Below are 22,056 nucleotides of genomic sequence, written 5' to 3'. Positions count from 1 at the left end.
AGTATTGCTACCTCCGTTCGACTTGCATGTGTTAAGCATACCGCCAGCGTTCAATCTGAGCCATGATCAAACTCTTCAGTTTAATTTTGGCTGTGACTTTAAATTGTCACAAATTTGTTGCAAGATATAAAAATCTCGTGTTGACGAGAAGTTTACGACTCTTGACGTTCTGTTAGAACAGTCAGTCAGGGTCTAAACTCCCACACAGATGACTTGAATTCGGTTTGTTAAGGAACTGCACCTCAGCAACTAGTGGCTTGGGTGTGAAGCTGTGCATTCTACGTGGTTTGTTTCGTCTCTGTCAAGCCTTTTTCAAAATATTTTTAATTTCTTTTGCTTCGGCTTGTCTTCACTCGCTTCTACTTCTGTAAAAGCTCGCGGACTCTTACACTTTCCCGCTCTGCATTCCCGCTTCATTTGTCTCAGGTAAGCCGCGCACTATACAGGCTGCTTTTTCGGCTGTCAAGCCATTTTCTAAATTTTTCCAGAATACCACTTGATACTAAACTTGGTGCCGATGGCCAGACTCGAACTGGCACGGCTTGCGCCACCGCCCCCTCAAGACGGCGTGTCTACCAATTTCACCACATCGGCTTGTCTCAAATGTCCCCGATTAATTCCTGTCACACAGCAATCAATCAAGGGGTGCATTTTAACGTAGGCTTTCTGGAAATGCAACGCAATTACTGCGTTTTTTCTTCCGTAGCGGCAGACGGATCAGGCGTTTGTTCTTGAATAACAGGAGAAGTTTCCGTGACAACAGAATTTTCGGCTGGAGATTCAACTGGTTGTGTGTTCGTTTCTACTGTGACAGTTGTGGCGTTTTCGGTGGTGCGTTCTGCTGTGGTTTCTTCTTGAACTGTGGGTAATTCCTCACTGGTTGGGCTAGGTACGGCTGTTGTCGCTGGTAACTCAGTCGCGGGCTGAGTTTGTACTGTTACACTTTCTAATACGCTACGGGGTTCCCGTTGTCCTGTGGAAAAGTAGGCCAAGACAAGGCTTAAAATAAAAAATGCCGCTGCCAAGCCGGCTGTGGTTCGCGTTAAGAAGGAAGCCGAACCGCGACTGCCAAAAACAGTGGCCGACGCACCACTGCCAAAAGCTGCGCCCATATCTGCGCCTTTGCCGTGTTGAATTAAGATTAAGCCGATTAAACTGGCACAGACCATAATCTGTACGATAACCAAAATAGTGTGCATAACGATGTTTGCTCAATGGGCTTTGCCCAAGACTCAAGGATTTAAAGTTAAAATGATTCTGATGCGCGACAAATCGTCAGAAATTCTTCTGCTTTTAGTGACGCACCGCCAATTAAACCGCCATCAATATCCGGCATAGAAAACAACTCATTGGCGTTACTGCCTTTGACACTGCCGCCGTATAAAATCTGAATTTTTTCAGAAAGTGGTTGATTTTTCTCAGCCAATTGACGACGAATAAACGCATGTACGGCTTGTGCCTGTTCGGGCGTTGCCGTTTTGCCAGTGCCAATTGCCCAAACGGGTTCATAGGCAATGACACAATTGTCAAATACCTCAACACCTTGCGTGTTCAAAATGGCATCCAACTGTTGTCCGACCACTTGCTCAGTGACACCGGCTTCTCGCTGCTCTAGGGATTCGCCCACGCATAAAATGGGGGTTAATCCGGCCGCTTGCACGGCTGCGAATTTTTCTGCCACGATGCCATCATTTTCAAGATAGAGAGTACGCCGCTCAGAATGCCCCACAATAACATAAGTACAGCCAAAATCTTGTAACATACTGGCACTGATTTCGCCGGTGTAAGCACCGGGCGCGTGTTGAGACGCATTTTGTGCGCCCCAGACAATGGGACTCCCTTGTAACTGGGCTTGAATGGCGGCCAAATACACAAATGGCGGACAAACCCCCATCCGACAACGCGTCAGCGAAGAACAACCCGCCAATAAATCAGCCAATAAATGCTGGTTTGTCGCGGCAGAGCCGTTCATTTTCCAATTTCCCACAACTAAGGGTTGACGCATACGATTTTCCTCCAACCTTTTGGTTTTGCTTAATTTACTGAAGCTGATGTCGAGTTAAACTCCACAAAATCAACTCACGTCCATTCAGAAAATACACTAAATGGCCATTGTAACGTTTTTTTAAGGGGAAATTAAAGCAGAGCGTACGAATTGACTGGAGTGTGTGGTTTAATTTTCAGATTATGCTTTACTGGGGCATAAATTTTAGTACAATGAGAAGCTCGTAGCCTGATAATAATAATCAACAACTTCCCCCTGCCCAATAGACACAGTTCCCCACTGTATCGATTGGGCTTTCTCTTTTGGGACTGGTGCAGTGACATTGTTTCCGGTCAATTCTTGCTGACTTCAAGCCACGGGGTCAGTGACTTTTACAAGTTGCAAGTGCAGAGGCGCACAACAGCCGTGCTGCGTTGCGCCTTTTGTGTTGCAAATCAAGAACCTTTTCTCTAAGAACAAAATGAACAAAATACTTCGCGCATCATACTGATTAAGCGCAAAGTTCGTGCGTCGCTCACTCGGTAATAAACTCGATTTGCATCTTTACGGGAGGACAAAATACCTTTGTCACGCAAAATGGCCAAATGCTGTGAAATGTTACTTTGAGAAGTCCCAACTTCTTCAACAATATCCTGCACGCTAAATTCACGTTCACCTAAAGTACATAGAATTTTTAGTCGCAACGGATGAGACATGGCTTTCATAGAACGGGAAGCACGCTCAATATCTTCGTCATGAGTGATAAGCCCTAAGGGCTGAGCATTGCTATCTGGCATAGAACATATTCCGACTTCGCTATAGTAATGGTTTGTCATCGCTGCACATGGTTTTGTCTGAGTGAATCAATAGGTTACCCAAGACATCGTTAAGTGAGATCGTTATTTTTTCGGAAGTGTACCGAATTTTATCATTTACGCCTTATATTTATAGCAAATTTTTGCGTTTTTTGCGATAGAACAACCTACTAACTTGGGTATTAGAATATAATAATATCTCAGATTTGCCAAAATAATACAATTATTTTTATAAGTCATCCGCAATCTTTGCAGAAATAGAGAAAAATAAAAAAATGAGATACGATTTTTATCCAAAAAAACAGGTTTTATTTGGTCATCAATCCATTTAACATTTACAACGCGACATGATTTCTGCAAAGGGTCTCATGAATTCAGAGAACGCATTAATTAATTTTATGGCGCGTTTAACGCCGCAATTGGGACATTATTATGGTTTAGCGTATCGCTACTGTTATGAAGACCCTGAAAATAGTTTAGTCAAATTGCGGGTGTGTGCTTCGCTGTTGCTGGCTTTGGTGTGTCGTCACTATGATTTGCCCATTCATGGCAGTTTGTGGGAACAATTGCAAAATGAAAAATTACAGACTCTGATTCCGCCCTATATTCTGGATCGTTTTAATCGTTTGCGCGTCGAGGGCAATCGTGGCGCACATCCTTTAGAACAAGTTCGCGCTCCCATTGTGGCCAAAAAAATTGCGTTATTAACCTTAGAATTTACTTATCAAATTGCCTATTGGTACTGTGAATCTTTATTGGGACAATCGGCGCAAACCATTCCGTTATTTCAACCACCTAATCCTGCCAATTCGGATCGTATATATAAAGATGCGATTATTACCGAACAAGCCGAAGCCCAATATGCGATTGGGCTTATGTTTTGTCAGAAAATAGAATCAGTAAGCACAAATTTATCCGAAACAGAATCACCGCGCCAAATATGGCAACAAGATGCTTATTATTGGTTAAAAAAATCAGCCGATCAAAATTATCCGCCCGCTTTATATCAATTGGGACAATTGCATTTAAATTCCCGCGGTCATTTGCGCAATTTAAAACAAGCCATTGCCTTATTAAAACAAGCCGCAGAATTAGACTATGCTGATGCGTTGCATCAAATGGGTTTATTTTATTTTTATGGGCGGCTCAATGAACAAGTGCAATATGAACACGATTATTGTCAATCTTTGCGTTATTTCACCAAAGCAGCATTACAAGATCATCCCGGTGCGTTAAATTATTTGGTTCAAATGTATTATGAAGGTTTAGGCGTGAAACAAAATGTACAAAAAGCCTTCCGTTATGCGCAAAAAGCGGCTGAAGCGGGTTATGCTTCGGCGCAATTTAAATTGGCTTATTTGTATCAATCGGGTTTGGGTACGCCGGCTGATGAAAAATTAGCCTTTTACTGGTATCAATGCGCGGCACAAAATGGTGATGCCGATGCGCAAGTGGTGTTATTTAAATATTATTCCAGCGGTTTGTGGGTAGAAAAAAATATTCATATCGCTTTAGAATGGCTGCATTTGGCCGAAGCACAACATCACGCCGGCGCATGTTATTACTTGGCATTGGCTTATCAGCGAGGCATTGGGGTGGCAGTGGATATGCGGCGGGCTGCGCTGTTATTTCAACGCTGTTTGCAATTTGATGAAGAAAAACAATATCAAACCGCAGCCGTAGAATTAGCACGAATCATTCATGACAATAAAAATATTGTGCAAGCATTAAAAATAGGACGCAATCAATGTTGTCCTTGTGGCAGTGGCTTGAAATATAAAAAATGTTGTGGTGAAAATACAGGATAAACCGCCAATGCCATAAAAGTATGACATCGACGGCAGTAAGATTAACCCGCAAAACGTCGGAAAACTAAAGTGGCATTCGTGCCACCAAAACCAAAACTATTGGACATTACGGTATTTAATGTCGTTTCTTGATAGGTTCTGACAATGGGCATTCCTTCGGCCACCGGGTCTAAGGTTTCAACATTGGCCGAGGCAGACATAAAGCCCGCTTCTAACATCAATAAACTGTAAATCGCTTCGTGTACACCTGCCGCACCCAAAGCATGACCTGTTAATGATTTGGTCGAACTGATGAATGGAATGTGTTCGCCAAATACCGTTTTTATCGCTTCTAATTCTCGACTGTCGCCTACGGGCGTACTGGTGCCGTGGGCATTAATATAATCAATGGGGGTATCCACGGTGGCTAAGGCTTGTTGCATACAACGTACCGCGCCTTCTCCCGAAGGCTGCACCATGTCATAACCGTCTGAAGTGGCACCGTAACCCACTAATTCTGCATAGATTTTTGCACCACGCGCTTGGGCATGTTCTAATTCTTCTAACACCAACATCCCACCTCCCCCCGAAATGACAAAACCATCCCGGTGCGCGTCGTAAGGACGTGAGGCTTTTAACGGTTGATCGTTGTATTTAGACGACAACGCGCCCATCGCATCGAATAACAGCGTTAAACTCCAATGGACTTCTTCTCCGCCGCCCGCAAAAACAATATCTTGCTTACCCAATTGGATCAACTCGCTGGCATGACCAATACAATGCGCACTGGTCGCACACGCCGAACTGATCGAATAATTCACCCCTTTAATACGAAAAGGCGTACACAAACACGCAGCAGTTGTACTCGACATGGTGCGCGGCACCATATACGGGCCGACCCGTTTTAAGCCCTTAGTGCGCAATAAATCCACGGCTTCCACTTGATTAGCTGGCGAAGCCCCGCCCGAACCGGTAATTAAACCCGTGCGCGGATGGGATACATCGGCTTGATCTAAATGGGCATCGGCAATGGCTTCTTGCATTGCCACGTAGTTAAACGCGGCGGCATCGCCCATGAACCGCTTGACTTTGCGATCAATACGTTCTTCTAAATTGATCCGAACCGCGCCATGAACATGGGATCGAAAGCCTAATTGGGCATATTCGGGTTCATGACAAATGCCGGACTGTCCGCTTTTTAAAGCGGTCAAAACCTCCTGCTTGCTGTTGCCAATGCTGGATACAACGCCCAGTCCTGTCACCACGACACGTCTCACAATCTGACTCCCTTTTGTATCTAAAAATCGGTAGAAGTGAATAAACCAACCCGTAGCTCTTTGGCTTCGTAGATCAGTTTACCATCGGCCTCTAAGGTGGCATCGCCAATGCCCATGACCAACTTGCGCATAATGACTCGTTTCATATCCACTTTATAAATAACACGTTTACATTTTGGAGTCACTTGGCCTGTGAATTTGACTTCGCCTGCGCCCAATGCACGCCCCCGTCCGGGGCCACCCATCCATCCCAAGAAAAATCCAATCAATTGCCACATGGCATCCAAACCCAAACAACCCGGCATCACCGGGTCTCCGGGAAAATGGCAATCGAAAAACCATAAATCAGGACGAATATCTAATTCGGCAATAATTAACCCTTTATCTGCGCTGCCTCCGTTATCGGCGATATGCGTAATGCGATCAAACATCAACATGGGAGGCATAGGTAATTGGGCATTGCCGGGGCCGAACATTTCGCCTCGTCCACACTGCAATAATTCTTCGTATTGATAGCTACTTTTTTTTTCCATATCGCGGTCACAATTTTTTAAATAAAAGGGATTTTACGCCTTCACATCCCATGAATTCGAGATCAGTGGCTAAAAAAATCAGTATGTCATTTTGCAGTAACAAACGTGGTTAGATTTTTTCAGGCGATGAGGCAATGATTTTAGCGGTTTGTCGCTTCTAATAGCAAGCGGTATTGTCTGAATCGGAATGTACAGGACAAGACAGCGCAGTAGATAAAAAAGCACATGTTTGAAATGAAGATCGTTATTGTCATTTTTTTGGAATGATAAAAAAATAAGTACCTATGGCTTATCTGATTATTTTTGTTTTTTTAGTAGGGGTCAATTTTTTTAGCTCTGTACGTTCTGATTCAAACCAAAAATTTTCACGTAAACTCCACTCCTGCTTACTTCAAAAACCCATATTCAAATACTTTGGGCGCAATTTTGGTTTGTAATTGTTTAATGTTCTCGCGCAGGTTTTTAATGAGTTCCATATAAACCGCATCATCACTTTTGTTGTTCATTTTGCCTTTGTTGTTTCGACCTTGAAAGTGGGCGCGAATATCATACAAACTGGCGTTGACGTTGCAATTTTCTTGCTGGTGATAGTATACCCAAAGTTCACGCCCTGCCTTAAAAACCGCTTCTGCTTCGGGTGAAAATTTCAGCGGTGTAGTGCGGATTTGTAAAGGCAAATCGTGTTCTTCTAAAGCCATTTGTTTTGATGCTTCGGGTTTGAGTTTGCCTTGTATGAATTTTGTCATAAAGTTGCTGGCAAATTTATCGCGTGCGTTGATTTCTGATTCGGTGAAGGGAATCCAGTGGTTTACGCCTTCATTGCTTGAAATTCTGTTTTGGCTGTTAAACAAGGTAGAAGTTAAGCAGTCGTTTTGAAATTCCGTGTCGGTTTGCCAGCCGTCATTAGGGGATAAAAACTGGTCGCGGTCGTTTAGCCAAGTGGTTTCTATGCAGTGGCGGACAGCTAAATAAATACAGGCAACCTGTAAGCTATGTTGATTAACCGCAAAACAAATACCATGCCCTTTTGGCTTGTCACTTCTGATACAAACTAGATTGTTATGTTGAAAATCAGGCGCATCCGCCATTAAAAAGCCGATGTTATTTTCTTTCGATTTATTTTTAAAAACTCCTAACCAATCATTGATTCTGCCTCGTTCATTATCATAAGAATAAAAAACCTTACTTCCTGATAAATTGCCGTCTCTTTCAAACACATCAGCATTAAAACTTTCAAATTTCTTTTTGATAACCGTGTTCCATATAAAAAATCCAATCGGGAATGTACCTTTTACGTTGTCAAATGTATCTGCTGGAACAATAAATAACTTTTCCAGTTTTGCTTCAAAATAACTTCTAAATACTTTTGAATTTACACCACTCAGTAATTTTAGCTTTGAAAATTCAGCGATAAAACAATTTGGAATTTCAAAATAAATTCTCGCAATAAATTGTGCGTAAAGCTCCGCGCCTACTTTTTCTAACTGCGCGGCATATCTTTTGTGAGTGGCTGAAATTTGAACATCGCTTCTTGTTAAGCTAACTTTGCCGTTGCTTTCTGCATAAGGTGGATTAATGTAAATCACCAGCTTTTTGCGTTTTTCTGGGTCGTTGATAATGGCTTGCAAGCCTGCGGGGAGCTTGGTGAATTCGTCGTTGAGAAAGTCAAATTGAAAAACATGACTTTCCAATAAATTTGCACCATTTGCAATACGGTCTTTCATCACGTCAACATCTTGTTTGTCCAATGTTGAAGCCCAAATATTGTATTTATTGGTTAAACCCGTTAATAAATTCCCCGTTCCGGCGGCGCAATCCCATATTGTGTATTCATCTTGCCAATTTTCACCTAATACATCGGCTAAATATTTTTGTGAAAGTTCAACCCAGATTTGTGGCGTAAAAAAACTGCCTTTGCGTTCCCGAATATCCTGCGGGACTAATAAATCGCGGCGATTGACAATGTAATCCCAATATTCTTCTTTTGGAGGACGCTCGTAGCGATTCCAAAATTGCGTGTGGGCGATTTGTTTGTCATTAAATTGCGCGGTTTTGTGATTACCAAAACCGGCCGCGTCAATATTCCGGTCTAACTCGTAACAATCACGCTTCAGCAAGACAAATAATTTTTCTTTAAGCGTCGCATTTTCTTGGCTGAGTAAATCAGCGAGGTAAAAATCGCCATCAATAATGCCGCTTTTTTTGGCACTGTCCCAATTGACGGCAATAGTGGGTTTCACAGTTTGTAGCCATTTGTTGTAAATGACCATGAAGTTGTTTTTGTCGATTTTTGTTTTAGTTAAGCCAAGTTTGCCGATGACAAAATTTTGTTTAATGAATTGGTGCAGTTCTTTGTCGTCTTGCTGATAGTGAAATAACAGAGACTCGCGGTCTATTGTCGTTTCGACTTTGGCATGAATTTGTTGAAATTCTTTGGTGGAATAATCTGATGGTGCGACATTCCAGTTAAAGTCGTTTTGATAAAAAATATCTTGAATTTCATTGTAGGGAATAAACGCAATTTTTTCGCCATCAAACGCACCAAGCATAGGCGGCGGCAAAAATTTATCAAAAGTGCGGGCTTTGCCAATGGTGAGAATGAGCTGAACGAGGGAGCGGACAATACTCGACGCGCCTGTTTTGGCTTCTGCCCACAGCAGGGATTTTTGTTCAGACGGTATTGTATTATTTTCGCGTATCGTGACGCAAAAATCGACATTGCCAATAATTTTGCTGCAATCGTAAAACCCGAAATAATCCTGAGCGATTTTGTTTTTGAGTTCTTCTTCGCGGATGTTGATGTATTTCATGATATTTTTTAACTCGTAAGATGGGTAGCCGAGCGAGGTAGGATGCGATGAAGTGATGAATCGCATCAAACGTCAGCCAACTCGCGCAACACTTACCGAAACATCCACAGACACAGCAATTGCTGGATTGGGATAAAAAATTACCTTAAAAGTTTTGCAATTGTAACCATTTATCCCTTCGTGACGACAGCCTCTAAGGCAAATTAGGTGCTGAATTGAGTTTTTTTTGTGTTGTGAAAAAATATTAGCTAATTTTGGGTGTAGGGTATAGCTTTTTTGTACAATTGCTCTAAACTAGTAACAACTTGCAGCGAAATTGAAACAGGCGCGCAAGCGGCTTGGTTCTAGTCGATATTAAGCAATGTTTCGTAGCTGTGTCACTTTGTTTTGATCAGCTTCTTGGCTGTCATCACCGGGAAAGTTCTGTATGTTGGTTCTTTGGTGGTGTTTTTTCGATTCAACATACGTGAGAAGAGAAATATCTTGATGAATATATATGTAGGGAATTTATCCTATAGTCTGACTGAAGACGAACTGAGAAACCTGTTTGCCGAATACGGAGAAGTCGCTAACGTCAACTTGATTATCGACAAATTGACCGGACAATCCAAAGGGTTCGCCTTTGTGGAAATGCCCAAGCAAGCCGAAGCCGAAGAAGCGATCAAAGCGTTAAACGAGTTGGCCGTCAAAGGACGTAATTTGAAAGTGAACCAAGCCCGTCCTCGCGGTGAACGTCCACCACAACGTAGATTCAGACACTAATCCTAAACCGCGAATTTTCGCTTTTTAGGACGGTCTCATAAAGAAGCCCAGACAACTTTGTTTAAGTCTGGGCTTTTTTTATTTTTCAGGTGAATAATAACATCATCTTATATCCAATTTAGGATAACCCATCAAAAATAAAACCTGATAAATTTAAAAATCTATCAGGTTTTCTATTGGAATAAAACAAGCCTAATGCGACATAAAAACAGGCACAGTCATTTGTTGTAAAATATGGCGCGTCACGCCGCCTAAAATCAATTCTCGAAAACGAGAATGACCATAAGCTCCCATGACAATCGCGTTAATACTTTCATCACTGACACGGGATAATAACATCGCACCAATTTCAATATCCCGTGCTGGCACGTGATGAGTTTGACTGTGAATGCCATGTTGCTGTAAATAACGCGCTAAAGAATCACTTAACTCCTGCGCATTTTCTAGCTCAATGGTCATTATTTCTACCCATTGCGCCGCTTGCAATAACGGCAACGCATCTCGCACCGCACGAATCGCTTCCCGACTGCCATTCCATGCAATTAAAATTCGCTTTAAATCAATCGTTCCAATCTCAATATAGGGCAAGGCAAAAACAGGCGTTCCCGTCATTAAAATCACATGATCTAACCAATCCCGCGACCGTTTAAATAAACTATTTCTATCTTCTTGACCGACGATTAATAAATCACTATAGCGCGCATGATGCACCACCGTATCAATCAAATCGCCAGAAAGCGTCAACCATTCATGTTTGACATTAGCATGACGGGCGTATTGGGTAAATAACATCTTTAAACGCCGCATTTCTTTTTCTGCCAAATGCGCCAATTCCTGTTCTAAACGCTCCACCCCCACCACAATTTCCGTATAAGGCGGAATAAAACGCGGTGGAATCACATATAAACCCTGTAAATAGGCTTGATGGTGTTCAGCAAATGTCACAGCAAATTTTAATTGTGACTCAATATTGTCTGTGCTATCCAGCAGAAAAAGAATTTTCTTAAAAGGCATTTTTCTTTCCCGGCCCAAAGAAAAACCACACTATAAATCCAATCACCGGTAAAACCAAAATTAACACAATCCAAATCACCTTTTCTAAGGTATTCACTGAACTTTCAACAATTTTAAGAATCGCATAAATATTAGCGATTAAAACAACGATACTGACCAACATTCCCATGATGATTGTTCCTTTTAATGCGCTTCTTTACGATTTTCAAATAAACGTTTAAAAGAGCAGATTAATTCACGGCGAATCTCTCTTAAACGCGGACGCTCTTCTTCCGTAAAAGGCAAAGGACGACAGGCTTGAATGGTTTTTAACCCCACTCGTGCCGTCAAAATCCCCACACTCATGCCTTGCGCGGCTTGCGTCGATAACACCGCTAAAAACGAATTGCCTAAACTTTCCGCCAAACCATCCGCAATCACTTCGCTAACTCCCGCATAAATAATGGTTTGAAACACGCTAACACTCAACGCCATCGATCCAAATAATCCCGGCCGCCCCGCATATAGCGTGGCAATGTCTTGAATTAACCGAATATTACGCCACAAAGTCAACAGCGCGTCTAACAACGGAATAGGGCTTAATGTCGCCAACAATGCTGCTTCTTGTGATCGTTGCACCACCAAACGATACGCCCGCTGATCTAAATCCTGCATCACTTGCTGCGAAAACAACGCACACACTTCCCGATCTTGATGGCGATCATGTACACTGCGTTGAAACGTATCTAAACGCCGTTTAACATCTGAGCGTTGCGCGTAAATCTGCGCAATCCGATTCACATAAGGACGCGCCTGCCCATAGCCATCGCGTTGCATTAAACGTAAACCTTCCTGCTGCAATTGTGACACTTGGCGGAATTGCCGTAATTTTTGCCACGAACGCCATGATAATACACTAGCAACGCCCACAATCCCCACCATCAATACACTGAAAAAACTCCCCATCACCACACTGTGACTAAAACGTGCCACCAAAAATGCCCACGTATCAACCAACAAAATCGCTACAAATAACACCGCAACGCCCATAAACAATGCTATCCATAACGGCGCATTGGCTTGGGCTTCTTGTTCGGCTTCGGGGGGAAGTTCAAAAGGTTCTGTACGCCATGTCAAGGGTTGCGTGCTGGATTCGACGGGAGATTGTTCTACAATAGGTTCATGGGACAACAACTGTTCATTGGTTTCCAATGGCACCGTTTCTGGTAAAACAATGGGCGCGACGTACAAAGGAACTTGCGCTTCCTCACCGTCCATACTTTTGACATCGTTTAAATCGAAAAATAAAGGGCTTAATGCGCGGCTCATTAAAATTTATCTCCAAGCAAAAATTCTAAAGCCCGATCCAAACGAATATGCGGCAAACCGCCATGCACATTGGCTAATCGGGGTGGTTTAAATTCCATAAATTGAAAGCGATCTTTTGACCAGTCTTCGGCCATAGGCATTTCAATTGGCACTTCACCGGGAAACAAGGCCACAGCCTGTTGTCCCGACATGGGTACGCCTTTGATACAGGGGATTTTACGCCCTTGATAATTGGCTTCAGCGGCTTGGGTGCATTTGACCGACGCTAAAGCCATGGTTTGTGTTTCTACGCCTTCAAAAGTGGCATGTTGCTGCGATTTTGCCAACATATTTTGTAAAAATTTTTCCATATTCGGCAATTGTTCGGGAGTGGCATGGTCGGCTTTGGTCGCCGCGAAGAGTAAACGGTCAATTTTAAAACCCCATAACCAACTCAACAATCCCGATTTACCATAGTGAAAACTATTTAAAATCATATTAATCGCCGAACGAGTATCTTCAAATGCCGCATTACCAATATTTAACGCCCGCAAAATATCAATCAACACCACTTGACGATCAAAACTGGAAAAATGCTCATTATAAAACTTTTTCACCACATGTTCTTTATAAGAATCATAACGTTTACGCATAACGCCATAAACACTATTATCCGTGTAACGCCCAGACAGCGGCGGCAATGGACAAAATTCCAGCAAAGGCGCGCCTTCCAAATCACCCGGCATAGTAAAACGCCCCGGCTGCAAACCGTTTAAACCATATTCAGGACTTTTACAACGATGCAAAAAGGCGGTATATAACGCACTGGCTTGGCGTATACTGTCTCCTGTGGGAGCTTTATCTAAAGCGAGCGTGCGAATAAAGGCTTGCCATTCTTGCGACAAAGACTGTCGGGGTTCATATTGACAGGCTTCTAAGGTGTGTTGAGACCATTGTTCATAACTCCAGCTTAACAAGGGCAAATCCAGTAACCATTCCCCAGGATAATCCACAATGTCTAAGTATAAAGTACTAATCGGTGCGACATGTTTAAAAAAAAGATTGTCCGAACGGTAACGAATCGCCAAACGAATTTCACTAATCCCACTGGTAGGCGTTGGCCAAGCGGGTGTTTGGCTACATAACTGGGCAATGGCTTGATCGTAGCGAAAAGCAGGAATGTGTAAATCCGGTTGCTGCATGGCTTTAACCCCACGCAAACGCCCATTATGAGCGATACGAAAAAACGGCAATTGAGACACATTCGCCTCGCTGGCATGAAGCAGTTGATGCACCAGTGAGGTAATAAAAACCGTTTTACCACTGCGACTGAGTCCCGTCACGGCTAATTTGACTTGGCGATCTAAGGAACGATTTAGATTTTCATCTAATTGGCGCGGAATAAAACGCGAAAATAAACCTGTTTTCATGGTGGTTGTCGTGTGAAAAGTGAATGTGGGGAATTGCCCCTTAAAATTTTTAGAAGTGGCGCATGAGCGAAGCCCAGCGGTTATTTTACGCGCTTGCAAGAATTACGTCACGTTTAAGAGCGGTTTTATGTTCAGCCTGCGCATTAAATGATACATTGTCTAACCATTGGCGGCGGTTGCCCAGAAAAATATCCACAATCACTTGCAAGGCCATTGTTGAATTCATAGAATGCAGGGCTTAACTCAGAATTCAACACAAGCCCACCACCTCAGTAAACTAACAGGACAATCAAGTTGATGGCACGTAATATCTCTGACCCACCCTATAACCTGCACAAGATGCACAAAACCTCTTGCACAAAATACACTGTACGCAGTGACAGATAAACATAGCCAATGGAGTAATATAAATGGCCTGGAATGAACCGGGTGGCAGTGGGAGCAAGGATCCTTGGGGCCACCGCAACAACGAACAGGGTCCGCCCGACTTGGACGAAATCGTCAAAAAAATGCAAGCAAAACTCAATCGCCTTTTCGGCGGGGGACGCGGTGGCTCTGGTCAAGGCGGCTCTCGTGGCGACGGAGACGGCGGCGAAATCAGTTGGTCAATGCTGGGTGTCATTGCGGCTGTGGGCTTGATCGTGTGGGGATTGTTTGGATTTTATGTGGTAGAACCCGCCGAACAAGGGGTGGAAACCCGCTTCGGCCGTTATATCCAAACCACCCAACAAGGCTTAAATTGGCATATTCCCTATCCTATTGAACAAGTAGAAAAAGTTAATGTGCAGCAAATTCGCGCCTTCAGTCACAACGCGCAAATGTTGACCCAAGATGAAAACATCATCAATGTCGAATTGGTCGTGCAATACCGCGTATCCGACCCACGCGATTACCTGTTTAACGTCTTAGACCCAGACAATACGTTACATCAAGCCACTGAAAGCGCGTTACGTGAAATTGTGGGAACAAGCACCATGGAGCGGGTGTTGACCGTTGAACGGGAGCGTGTGGCTACGGATACTAAGGCCTTGATTCAAAACATTTTAGACCGTTATCGCACCGGACTGGCCGTTGTCAGCGTGAATATGCAAAACGCCCAACCCCCCGAAGCCGTACAATCTGCTTTTGCCGACGTAATTAAAGCGCGAGAAGATGAAGAACGCGACAAAAACCGCGCCCAAGCCTATTCTAACGAAGTGATTCAACGCGCCGGCGGGGAAGCCGAACGTTTACGTCAAGGCGCACAAGCCTACCGCGCCCAAGTGATTGCCCGCTCTGAAGGGGAAACGCAACGCTTCTTGAGCGTTTTACGGGAATATGAACGCGCTCCAGAAATTACTCGTCAACGGATTTATTTGGAGACAATGGAGTCGGTATTAAGCAATACCAGCAAAATTATGCTTGATTTACAAGGGAATAATAACTTAATGGTGCTGCCTTTAGATCGCTTAATGGGACAAAATGGACAAAATCCCCTCACCAACGCACGTCCCAACTCACCCACCGCCAGCGAGTCATTCACTCAAGGCAACCCCATTCCCATGGAAGATGGACGCAATCGGGACGACGCACGTAGTCGAGGAGGTCGCTAATGTTTCAAAATAAAATGGTTCTCGGTACAGTGGCTTTTTTAGTCCTCATGCTGCTTTCGACGACAGTTTTTACCGTTCGCCAAACTGAAACGGCGATTAAACTGCAATTAGGTAAGGTTATTCGTGCGGATTATGAGCCGGGACTGCACTTTAAAATCCCATTTATCCAAAATGTGCGTAAATTCGACACGCGGATTCAATCGGTGGATTCTAATCCCGAACAATTCTTGACAGGAGAACAAAAGAATTTGATCGTGGATTCGTACATTAAATGGCGTATTCAAGACGTAGTGACTTATTTCACCTCCGTCGGCGGTAACGCAGAGCGGGCTAAATTGCGCTTGTCCGAAACGCTGGCTGATGGTTTACGCAGTGAATTCGGTAAACGTACCATTCAAGAAGTGGTCTCTGGAGATCGGGCGAAAATCATGGACTTAATCACGCAACAAGCCAGTCAACGCGCCCGCGAATTCGGGATTGAAATTTTAGATGTGCGTTTGAAACGGATCGAATTGCCCCGCGATGTCAGTGACTCCGTGTTCCAACGGATGGAAGCCGCACGGGAGCAAGTGGCGAAAGAACTACGCTCACGCGGGGAAGCCTCAGCCGTGCGCATTCGCGCCGAAGCCGACCGTGAAAGCGTGGAAATCATCGCCAAAGCAGAACGCGATGCAGAACAAATTCGCGGGGAAGGTGACGCAACGGCCTCAGAAATTTATGCCAAAGCCTTCGGAGAAAACCCCGAATTTTACGCACTTTACCGCAGTTTGCAGGCTTATCGAAATACCTTTAAAGATCGCAATGATATTTTGGTCTTAGAACCGAATTCAGACTTTTTCGGTTATTTCAAACAAGCCCACGGCCAACTGTCCCAGCCTTAATCTGTCCACCCGAAAAACCTAAAACCTCGGTTTTTTCCACCGTCGCTTTTTCCATCCTCTCGTGATCGCGTGAGGATGGAGACGGAGTACGGTGGAAAATGGTATCACATATAGTCAAATCATCATGAGCGAACCCTCACTTTGGCAATGGTTAGGAATTGCGTTTGCTTTATTACTGATCGTGGAGGGCGTTATGCCTTTTCTTAATCCGTCTTATTTCCGCGACCATCTGCACCGCATTAGTCAACTGAACAATTCACAATTACGCACCGTTGGCTTTTTAAGCATGGTGTTTGGACTGATTCTGCTGTATTGGGTACATTAATGAATTACCAAGATCGCTGGTTACTGCCCGTTGGCATTACTGAGGCTCTGCCCGAAGAAGCGGCTGTTTTAGAAACATTACGCCGTCGTTTTATCGATTTATTTGCGCGTTGGGGGTATCGCTTAGTGATTCCGCCGATGATTGAATATGTAGAATCGCTGTTGCCACCGGAAAGCGGCCGTAATTTAGAATTACAAACCTTTAAATTTACCGATCAAGTCAACGGGCGCACTTTGGGGATTCGTGCGGATATGACTCCGCAAGTGGCGCGGATTGATGCGCATCATTTGCACAGCAATGCACCCAATCGCTTGTGTTATCTCGGTACGGTGTTGCATTCTCGCCCTCATTCTCTGGCCAGTTCTCGTTCTCCTATGCAAATGGGCGCGGAATTATACGGTTATGCGGGAATTGCGGCGGATGCGGAAATTATCCATTTAATGTTGGCGATGTTAGCGGAAATGGGACTGACGGATTTTTGTGTCGATATTGGACATGTGCGCATTTATCACGCCTTAGTTGAAGCCGCACAACTAACCCCCGCACAACAAAATAGCTTATTAGCCGCGATGAAACGCAAAGCCCCCCAAGAAGTAGAATTAGAATTAGCACAAAGTGGCGTTGATACGCCGTTACGGGAGTTATTATTGGCTTTATTGGATTTAAATGGAGAGGCCACTATTTTAACCGAAGCCCGACAACGTTTAGCGCGTGCGCCGGCGGCTGTACATCAGGCTTTAGACGAATTGGAAACTTTGTATCAAAAATTACCCCCTTCAGAAAATTACACTTACCATTTTGATCTCGCCGAATCCCGCGGCTACCGTTATCACAACGGAATTATTTTTGCCGTTTACATCGACGGACAAGGACAAGCGATTGCTAAAGGGGGGCGTTATGATGGTTTATGCCGTTATTACGGTCGAGATCGCGCTGCGACGGGATTCAGTACCAATTTGCGTTTACTCAGCACCTTAGCCGCGAATGTGCCAACGGAAACTAAAACCGCTATTTTTGCGCCTGCACTCGACGATCCCCAGTTAAGCCAATTTATCCATCACTTACGTGCCTCTGGCGAAACAGTCATTCAAGAATTACCCGGACAGCAAGGGGATGCGGATGCTTTGGGTTGCCAGCGGTATGTGCATTGTGTTGCGGGAACATGGCAGGTGAAAAATTCCACTAAAGAATCGTCGTGATCATTTGACCTGACTCACTCTTTTTTATATCCTAATATCCGAATATCCAGATATTTAACCAAAGCGTATGATCGAAGTGTTCCCCGAAGTGATTTTTCGTGCATTGGGAGATGAGACTCGTTTACGTTGTCTTGTTTTGCTACATCTTCAAGAGGAGTTGTGCGTGTGCGAATTGACTCACGCGCTACAATTGGCACAGCCTAAAATTTCTCGACATTTGGCTGTGTTAAAAAATGCACATCTGCTACAAGATCACCGCGAAGGCGTATGGATTTATTATCGCCTTCATCCTGACTTGCCTGAATGGATACGCGATGTGTTGCAAAAAACCCAATTCGCACTACAAAAACAATCTCCTTATACCGAAGACAAACAACGTCTACTCACCATGCCCAATCGGCCGGGGTCTTTGGTCTGCGCTTAATGGGTTTATTTCCATTCGCTTAGGCTGTAAAAAAAGGAATTTCCATGAGTGAGCATCAAGATGCAAATCCGCTAGGATTATTTGGGCGTTATTTAACGATTTGGGTGGCGTTATGTATCGTTTTAGGCATGTTATTAGGGACATTATTCCCTTCTTTATTTGCGCTATTGAGTCGGCTTGAATTTGCCAATGTTAATATTGTGGTGGCGATATTAATTTGGATCATGATTTATCCCATGATGGTGAATGTCGATTTTAATGCGTTAAAACACATCGGAGATCGTCCAAAAGGGTTAATTATTACAGTAGTGGTGAATTGGTTAATTAAGCCTTTTACAATGGCTTTTTTAGGCGTGTTATTTTTTGAATATTTATTTAAAGATTGGGTGGATCCGAGTAGCGCACAAGAATATATTGCGGGCATGATATTATTAGGCGCAGCACCGTGTACGGCGATGGTATTTGTGTGGTCACATTTGACGCGGGGCGATGCCACATATACATTGGTGCAAGTGTCATTAAACGATGTCATTATGGTGTTTGCGTTTGCACCATTGGTGGCTCTTTTATTGGGAGTGACCGATATTCAAGTGCCTTGGGAAACGCTGTTATTATCCGTGATTTTATACGTGGTAATTCCCTTAACAGCGGGTTATTTCACTCGTCGCGCTTTAGTGAAAAAAGCAGGCGAAGCCGAGGTGCAGCATTTTACTGCTTATTTAAAACCCTGGACGATTATTGGCTTATTATTTACCGTAATTTTACTGTTTGGTTTTCAGGGAGAGAAAATTTTAAATCAGCCATTTATTATTGCGCTCATTGCAATTCCATTAATTATCCAAACACTGGTTATTTTTGCGATTGCTTTTATGTGGGCGTGGTGGTGGCGTGTGCCATTGGAAATTGCGGGGCCGGCGGCTTTAATTGGCACGTCTAATTTTTTCGAGTTAGCCGTCGCGGTGGCGATTAGTTTATTTGGTTTAAATTCAGGCGCGGCTTTAGCCACCGTGGTGGGCGTATTGGTGGAAGTGCCAGTGATGCTATTATTAGTCGCCGTGGTGAATCGCAGTCGGCAACGATTGGCGTGGCCACCGATGTCTTCTGCGACTTCGTCTTGAGTGGTTGAATCTGCTGAATCTGAATGTCCTCAACATTCAGATTCACATTGACTTATTATTTCGCCAAAGCAAATAACAGCAAGGTAAAAATAATAATTAACCAACTCACGCGATCCTGAATCACGAATTGCACCGGATCATCATGAATATTTTGGCGATGCGCTAAGAACCAGAAACGAGTCAAACCATATAACCATAACGGACACAATAACCATAACCAAAACGGGTCTTGATAATGCGCCATTTTATCTTGGCTATAAATATATAAAGCAAAAACTAAAACCGATAAGTAAGCACTCACCGTTCCAAAATTCATTACCATCGGTAAATCATCGGCTTGATAACCGCGCCGACTGACTTTTGATTTTTTTGGTAATTGCGCTAATTCAATATAACGTTTTAAAAACGCCAAACTCATAAATAAAAATAAAGAAAAAGCCAATAACCACGATGTAGTGGCAATTCCCACAGCCACCCCGCCTGCAAATAAGCGATGCGTATATAATCCTGCCAAGACAATCACATCTAAGACTAAACGCCGTTTTAAATAAAACGAATAAAACAACGTTAAACTTAAATAAAGCCACAAAATCCCTAAAAATTCCCAAGCAAGAAAAACAGCAGAAATGCCACTGCTAATAAGCACTAATCCCAGAAAAATAGGCAAACCATATTGAATCGGTAATGCACCCGACGCAAAAGGACGATATTTTTTAGTGGTATGTTGTCGATCTGCGGTTAAATCTAACAAATCATTCACCACATAACCCGCTGAAGCCATAAGAGAAAAACAAAACGCCGCTAATAACACGATCAACCATTTTTCTAATGATCCATTATGATCGGACAATAATAATGGCACAAAGACCAATACATTTTTTAGCCATTGATGCGGGCGTAATAGCTTAATGATTTGCATTTTTTCTAAAGGAATTGCGGCAAATTCTCCCGCTACCGTGCCTTGACAACGTTGGCGCAATGCAGGAGAAGGCGCAACAAGAAAACAGCGTGTTGCCGCCGCCAAGACCGGTAAATCAGACAGGGAATCGCCCATATAATCAAATTCCCCGTATAATAATTGCAAGCGATCTCGTTTTATTATTCCTTTCAAATTAGTATTTTTATCGCTGCCTAATACCTCATCAAATAAGCCCAAATGCTTGGCCACCGTTTCAGCAATGCGAATGTCGGCCGCTGTCGCTAAAACAAGGTAACGCCCCTGCGCTTTTTGCTGGCGTAAAAAGGCCAAAACATCCGGCCGATAAGGCAAGGTTTCTACCGCTAATTTAACATGATGCGTCACTTTACTTTTAAGAAAAGATCGCCCGCGCATTAACCAAATCGGTAATAAAAAACACAGCCAAGGAGAACGACGCAACAAAACTAAAACACTTTCCCATAAAGTATCACTGGCAATTAACGTTCCGTCTAAATCAACACATAACGGGGGAATTCTCTTGTTCATTTAACGCGATAAACCTCATGTAATGTTTCAGCAATTCTATCAATTCCTGCCTCAACAACTGCCGTTTCTTGAGTGTAACTTAAACGGATACATTGCTGGCGATGCGGCATTAATTCATCCGCAGCAAGGCCAGGGAAAAAATAATGTCCCGGTACAATTAACACGCCTTTATTTTTTAAACGCCAATATAATTCTTGACTGGAAATCGGTAACTCTTGAAACCAAATCCAAAGAAAAAACGCACCTTCAGGTTTATGCACCCAATAATTAAGTCCTTGAAAAACTTGACGTAAATAATTCAAAGTCCGTTCTGCTTTGGCGTGATAAAAAGGACGAATCACATCTTGACTTAATGTCATTATATCATCGTGTTTTACCATATCCAAAGCCAACACTGCACCTAAATTATTAGGCGCAAGATTAAGAATGGCATTAATACTGGACATGGCTTTAATGACCGTTTCATGCGCCACCACAATTCCCGTTCTTACCCCAGGCAAACCTAATTTGGATAAACTCAAAGATAAGATAATATTCTCATTCCATATTAAATGCGCAGGCGTAAAAATAATGTGCGGAAATGGCATTCCATACGCGCCATCAATCATCAAAGGAATCTGATGTTTTTGCGCCAATTGATCCAATTGCATTAATTCTTCATCACTCAACACATTTCCCGTTGGATTCGTGGGGCGAGACACACAAATAGCACCAATTTCCTCAAAATCAATGTCCCGATTCAATCGTTCAAAATCCAAGTGATATTTAAACAATTGATCAGGCAGCCATTCAATTTTCGGCGCGCAGGCTATAAAAAAATCATCGTTTAATCCCGAATCACCATAACCAATATATTCAGGAGACAAAGGCAATAAAATTTTTTTACGCTTGCCATTCTCCATCTCGCCTGCAAATAAATTAAATAAAGAAAAAAATGCGGCTTGACTGCCATTGGTAATGGCAATATTTTTAGCAGTTATTGGCCAACCAAATTGTCGCGTGAAAAATTCCGCTAAGGCCTCAATAAAAATATGATGGCCTTGTGGATTACCATAATGACCAATTAAACGCTCAAATTGATCACCGTCGCGTAAAATATGTTCCATTCGCGCTCGAAAACGGTGATCAATTTCTGGAATTTGGCTGGGATTGCCGCCGCCTAAACTTAACATCGGAATTGCACCTGATAAGGCTGAACCTAAATCGTCCATTAAGTGCAAAATTCCAGAAGAAATCGTGGTAAATTTATGTCCGAATTTAGAAAATTGCATCGTTACTTCCTACAGTTTATTCAACAAAGCGGCTATTGTAGCTTAAACAGAAAACACCATCACCATAAAAAAAAACTAGCCT

Annotated in this window: 22 protein-coding genes, 1 tRNA gene and 1 rRNA gene (1 of these 24 running past the window's edge); 9 read left to right on the top strand and 15 right to left on the bottom strand. The window is 43.2% G+C overall.

Going from position 1 to position 22,056, the window contains the following annotated elements; all coding sequences use genetic code 11:
• The 5 genes from TPSD3_RS10225 to TPSD3_RS10205 all read right to left on the bottom strand — a co-directional run.
• Window positions 1–82 (bottom strand): 16S ribosomal RNA (locus TPSD3_RS10225) (it extends 1,448 nt beyond the left edge of the window).
• A gap of 427 nt (window positions 83–509) precedes the next feature.
• Window positions 510–594 (bottom strand) — tRNA-Leu (locus TPSD3_RS10220).
• Between the two features lie 89 nt (window positions 595–683).
• Window positions 684–1,199, bottom strand: coding sequence for a preprotein translocase subunit SecG (secG, locus tag TPSD3_RS10215; protein ID WP_086488402.1), 516 nt, complete (start codon window positions 1,197–1,199; stop codon window positions 684–686).
• Between the two features lie 47 nt (window positions 1,200–1,246).
• Window positions 1,247–2,005, bottom strand: coding sequence for a triose-phosphate isomerase (gene tpiA / locus TPSD3_RS10210; protein WP_086488401.1), 759 nt, complete (start codon window positions 2,003–2,005; stop codon window positions 1,247–1,249).
• 449 nt (window positions 2,006–2,454) lie between these two features.
• Window positions 2,455–2,781, bottom strand: coding sequence for an ArsR/SmtB family transcription factor (locus TPSD3_RS10205; RefSeq protein WP_086488400.1), 327 nt, complete (start codon window positions 2,779–2,781; stop codon window positions 2,455–2,457).
• A 386-nt stretch (window positions 2,782–3,167) separates the two neighbouring features.
• On the opposite strand from TPSD3_RS10205, the gene TPSD3_RS10200 reads away from it, so the two are divergent.
• A complete protein-coding gene (locus TPSD3_RS10200) occupies window positions 3,168–4,607 on the top strand; it encodes an SEC-C metal-binding domain-containing protein (protein WP_176329826.1) in 1,440 nt (479 codons plus the stop codon).
• Between the two features lie 41 nt (window positions 4,608–4,648).
• Here the strand turns inward: TPSD3_RS10200 and fabB are convergent, their stop codons facing one another.
• From fabB to TPSD3_RS10185, 3 genes are all read right to left on the bottom strand, one after another.
• On the bottom strand, window positions 4,649–5,863 hold the full coding sequence (gene fabB, locus TPSD3_RS10195) for a beta-ketoacyl-ACP synthase I (protein WP_086488398.1): 1,215 nt from the start codon (window positions 5,861–5,863) through the stop codon (window positions 4,649–4,651).
• 20 nt (window positions 5,864–5,883) lie between these two features.
• Window positions 5,884–6,396 (bottom strand): 3-hydroxyacyl-[acyl-carrier-protein] dehydratase FabA, encoded by a 513-nt coding sequence (gene fabA, locus TPSD3_RS10190; protein WP_086488397.1) that lies wholly within the window; start codon window positions 6,394–6,396, stop codon window positions 5,884–5,886.
• 386 nt (window positions 6,397–6,782) lie between these two features.
• A complete protein-coding gene (locus TPSD3_RS10185) occupies window positions 6,783–8,636 on the bottom strand; it encodes a hypothetical protein (RefSeq protein ID WP_217884422.1) in 1,854 nt (617 codons plus the stop codon).
• 252 nt (window positions 8,637–8,888) lie between these two features.
• Here TPSD3_RS10185 and TPSD3_RS17780 point away from each other — a divergent pair, with 252 nt between their 5' ends.
• Both TPSD3_RS17780 and TPSD3_RS10180 read left to right on the top strand, forming a co-directional pair.
• On the top strand, window positions 8,889–9,218 hold the full coding sequence (locus tag TPSD3_RS17780; RefSeq protein WP_217884421.1) for a hypothetical protein: 330 nt from the start codon (window positions 8,889–8,891) through the stop codon (window positions 9,216–9,218).
• 474 nt (window positions 9,219–9,692) lie between these two features.
• Window positions 9,693–9,968, top strand: a complete 276-nt coding sequence (locus TPSD3_RS10180; RefSeq protein WP_086488395.1) for an RNA recognition motif domain-containing protein — start codon at window positions 9,693–9,695, stop codon at window positions 9,966–9,968.
• Window positions 9,969–10,160: 192 nt separating this feature from the next.
• Here TPSD3_RS10180 and TPSD3_RS10175 read toward each other — a convergent pair whose 3' ends face one another.
• From TPSD3_RS10175 to TPSD3_RS17535, 5 genes are all read right to left on the bottom strand, one after another.
• A complete protein-coding gene (locus TPSD3_RS10175; protein ID WP_086488394.1) occupies window positions 10,161–10,982 on the bottom strand; it encodes a universal stress protein in 822 nt (273 codons plus the stop codon).
• A complete protein-coding gene (locus tag TPSD3_RS10170; RefSeq protein WP_086488393.1) occupies window positions 10,972–11,151 on the bottom strand; it encodes a PLD nuclease N-terminal domain-containing protein in 180 nt (59 codons plus the stop codon). The genes TPSD3_RS10175 and TPSD3_RS10170 overlap by 11 nt, the downstream gene beginning before the upstream one ends.
• Window positions 11,152–11,165: 14 nt before the next feature.
• On the bottom strand, window positions 11,166–12,290 hold the full coding sequence (locus TPSD3_RS10165; RefSeq protein WP_086488392.1) for a YcjF family protein: 1,125 nt from the start codon (window positions 12,288–12,290) through the stop codon (window positions 11,166–11,168).
• Entirely contained in the window at window positions 12,290–13,699 is a 1,410-nt protein-coding gene (locus tag TPSD3_RS10160; protein ID WP_086488391.1) for a YcjX family GTP-binding protein, read from the bottom strand. Before TPSD3_RS10160 ends, TPSD3_RS10165 begins: the two co-directional genes overlap by 1 nt.
• Window positions 13,700–13,784: 85 nt before the next feature.
• Complete coding sequence (locus TPSD3_RS17535; protein ID WP_176329825.1) at window positions 13,785–13,925, bottom strand: hypothetical protein; 141 nt, start codon at window positions 13,923–13,925, stop codon at window positions 13,785–13,787.
• A gap of 184 nt (window positions 13,926–14,109) precedes the next feature.
• Here TPSD3_RS17535 and hflK point away from each other — a divergent pair, with 184 nt between their 5' ends.
• From hflK to arsB, 6 genes are all read left to right on the top strand, one after another.
• Entirely contained in the window at window positions 14,110–15,291 is a 1,182-nt protein-coding gene (gene hflK / locus TPSD3_RS10155; RefSeq protein ID WP_086488390.1) for an FtsH protease activity modulator HflK, read from the top strand.
• Window positions 15,291–16,172: a protease modulator HflC gene (gene hflC, locus TPSD3_RS10150; protein WP_086488389.1), complete on the top strand. Its 882-nt coding sequence runs from the start codon at window positions 15,291–15,293 to the stop codon at window positions 16,170–16,172. Before hflK ends, hflC begins: the two co-directional genes overlap by 1 nt.
• A gap of 124 nt (window positions 16,173–16,296) precedes the next feature.
• Window positions 16,297–16,497, top strand: coding sequence for a DUF2065 domain-containing protein (locus TPSD3_RS10145; protein ID WP_086488460.1), 201 nt, complete (start codon window positions 16,297–16,299; stop codon window positions 16,495–16,497).
• A complete protein-coding gene (locus tag TPSD3_RS10140; protein WP_086488388.1) occupies window positions 16,497–17,696 on the top strand; it encodes an ATP phosphoribosyltransferase regulatory subunit in 1,200 nt (399 codons plus the stop codon). Before TPSD3_RS10145 ends, TPSD3_RS10140 begins: the two co-directional genes overlap by 1 nt.
• 67 nt (window positions 17,697–17,763) lie before the next feature.
• Window positions 17,764–18,120, top strand: a complete 357-nt coding sequence (locus tag TPSD3_RS10135) for an ArsR/SmtB family transcription factor (RefSeq protein WP_176329824.1) — start codon at window positions 17,764–17,766, stop codon at window positions 18,118–18,120.
• A 44-nt stretch (window positions 18,121–18,164) separates the two neighbouring features.
• Window positions 18,165–19,238, top strand: a complete 1,074-nt coding sequence (gene arsB / locus TPSD3_RS10130; RefSeq protein WP_086488387.1) for an ACR3 family arsenite efflux transporter — start codon at window positions 18,165–18,167, stop codon at window positions 19,236–19,238.
• Window positions 19,239–19,293: 55 nt separating this feature from the next.
• On the opposite strand, the gene TPSD3_RS10125 is transcribed toward arsB, so the two are convergent.
• Together TPSD3_RS10125 and TPSD3_RS10120 are read right to left on the bottom strand one after the other, a co-directional pair.
• On the bottom strand, window positions 19,294–20,703 hold the full coding sequence (locus TPSD3_RS10125) for a UbiA family prenyltransferase (protein ID WP_086488386.1): 1,410 nt from the start codon (window positions 20,701–20,703) through the stop codon (window positions 19,294–19,296).
• Window positions 20,700–21,974: a valine--pyruvate transaminase gene (locus tag TPSD3_RS10120; protein WP_086488385.1), complete on the bottom strand. Its 1,275-nt coding sequence runs from the start codon at window positions 21,972–21,974 to the stop codon at window positions 20,700–20,702. The genes TPSD3_RS10125 and TPSD3_RS10120 overlap by 4 nt, the downstream gene beginning before the upstream one ends.
• Between the last annotated feature and the right edge of the window lie 82 nt (window positions 21,975–22,056).

The sequence above is a fragment of the Thioflexithrix psekupsensis genome, assembly GCF_002149925.1.
GTDB classification, from domain to species: domain Bacteria; phylum Pseudomonadota; class Gammaproteobacteria; order Beggiatoales; family Beggiatoaceae; genus Thioflexithrix; species Thioflexithrix psekupsensis.
Note: the sequence above shows the minus strand (reverse complement) of the source record. Positions and strands in the feature narration are given on the sequence as shown.

Excerpts from the sequence above, each read along its gene's own strand:
- secG (WP_086488402.1), bottom strand. The coding sequence starts at position 1,199 with ATGCACACTATTTTGGTTATCGTACAGATTATGGTCTGTGCCAGTTTA.
- tpiA (WP_086488401.1), bottom strand. The coding sequence starts at position 2,005 with ATGCGTCAACCCTTAGTTGTGGGAAATTGGAAAATGAACGGCTCTGCC.
- TPSD3_RS10205 (WP_086488400.1), bottom strand. The coding sequence starts at position 2,781 with ATGCCAGATAGCAATGCTCAGCCCTTAGGGCTTATCACTCATGACGAA.
- TPSD3_RS10200 (WP_176329826.1), top strand. The coding sequence starts at position 3,168 with ATGAATTCAGAGAACGCATTAATTAATTTTATGGCGCGTTTAACGCCG.
- fabA (WP_086488397.1), bottom strand. The coding sequence starts at position 6,396 with ATGGAAAAAAAAAGTAGCTATCAATACGAAGAATTATTGCAGTGTGGA.
- TPSD3_RS10180 (WP_086488395.1), top strand. The coding sequence starts at position 9,693 with ATGAATATATATGTAGGGAATTTATCCTATAGTCTGACTGAAGACGAA.
- TPSD3_RS10175 (WP_086488394.1), bottom strand. The coding sequence starts at position 10,982 with ATGCCTTTTAAGAAAATTCTTTTTCTGCTGGATAGCACAGACAATATT.
- TPSD3_RS10170 (WP_086488393.1), bottom strand. The coding sequence starts at position 11,151 with ATGGGAATGTTGGTCAGTATCGTTGTTTTAATCGCTAATATTTATGCG.
- TPSD3_RS10165 (WP_086488392.1), bottom strand. The coding sequence starts at position 12,290 with ATGAGCCGCGCATTAAGCCCTTTATTTTTCGATTTAAACGATGTCAAA.
- TPSD3_RS10160 (WP_086488391.1), bottom strand. The coding sequence starts at position 13,699 with ATGAAAACAGGTTTATTTTCGCGTTTTATTCCGCGCCAATTAGATGAA.
- TPSD3_RS17535 (WP_176329825.1), bottom strand. The coding sequence starts at position 13,925 with ATGAATTCAACAATGGCCTTGCAAGTGATTGTGGATATTTTTCTGGGC.
- hflK (WP_086488390.1), top strand. The coding sequence starts at position 14,110 with ATGGCCTGGAATGAACCGGGTGGCAGTGGGAGCAAGGATCCTTGGGGC.
- hflC (WP_086488389.1), top strand. The coding sequence starts at position 15,291 with ATGTTTCAAAATAAAATGGTTCTCGGTACAGTGGCTTTTTTAGTCCTC.
- TPSD3_RS10145 (WP_086488460.1), top strand. The coding sequence starts at position 16,297 with ATGAGCGAACCCTCACTTTGGCAATGGTTAGGAATTGCGTTTGCTTTA.
- TPSD3_RS10140 (WP_086488388.1), top strand. The coding sequence starts at position 16,497 with ATGAATTACCAAGATCGCTGGTTACTGCCCGTTGGCATTACTGAGGCT.
- TPSD3_RS10135 (WP_176329824.1), top strand. The coding sequence starts at position 17,764 with ATGATCGAAGTGTTCCCCGAAGTGATTTTTCGTGCATTGGGAGATGAG.
- arsB (WP_086488387.1), top strand. The coding sequence starts at position 18,165 with ATGAGTGAGCATCAAGATGCAAATCCGCTAGGATTATTTGGGCGTTAT.
- TPSD3_RS10125 (WP_086488386.1), bottom strand. The coding sequence starts at position 20,703 with ATGAACAAGAGAATTCCCCCGTTATGTGTTGATTTAGACGGAACGTTA.
- TPSD3_RS10120 (WP_086488385.1), bottom strand. The coding sequence starts at position 21,974 with ATGCAATTTTCTAAATTCGGACATAAATTTACCACGATTTCTTCTGGA.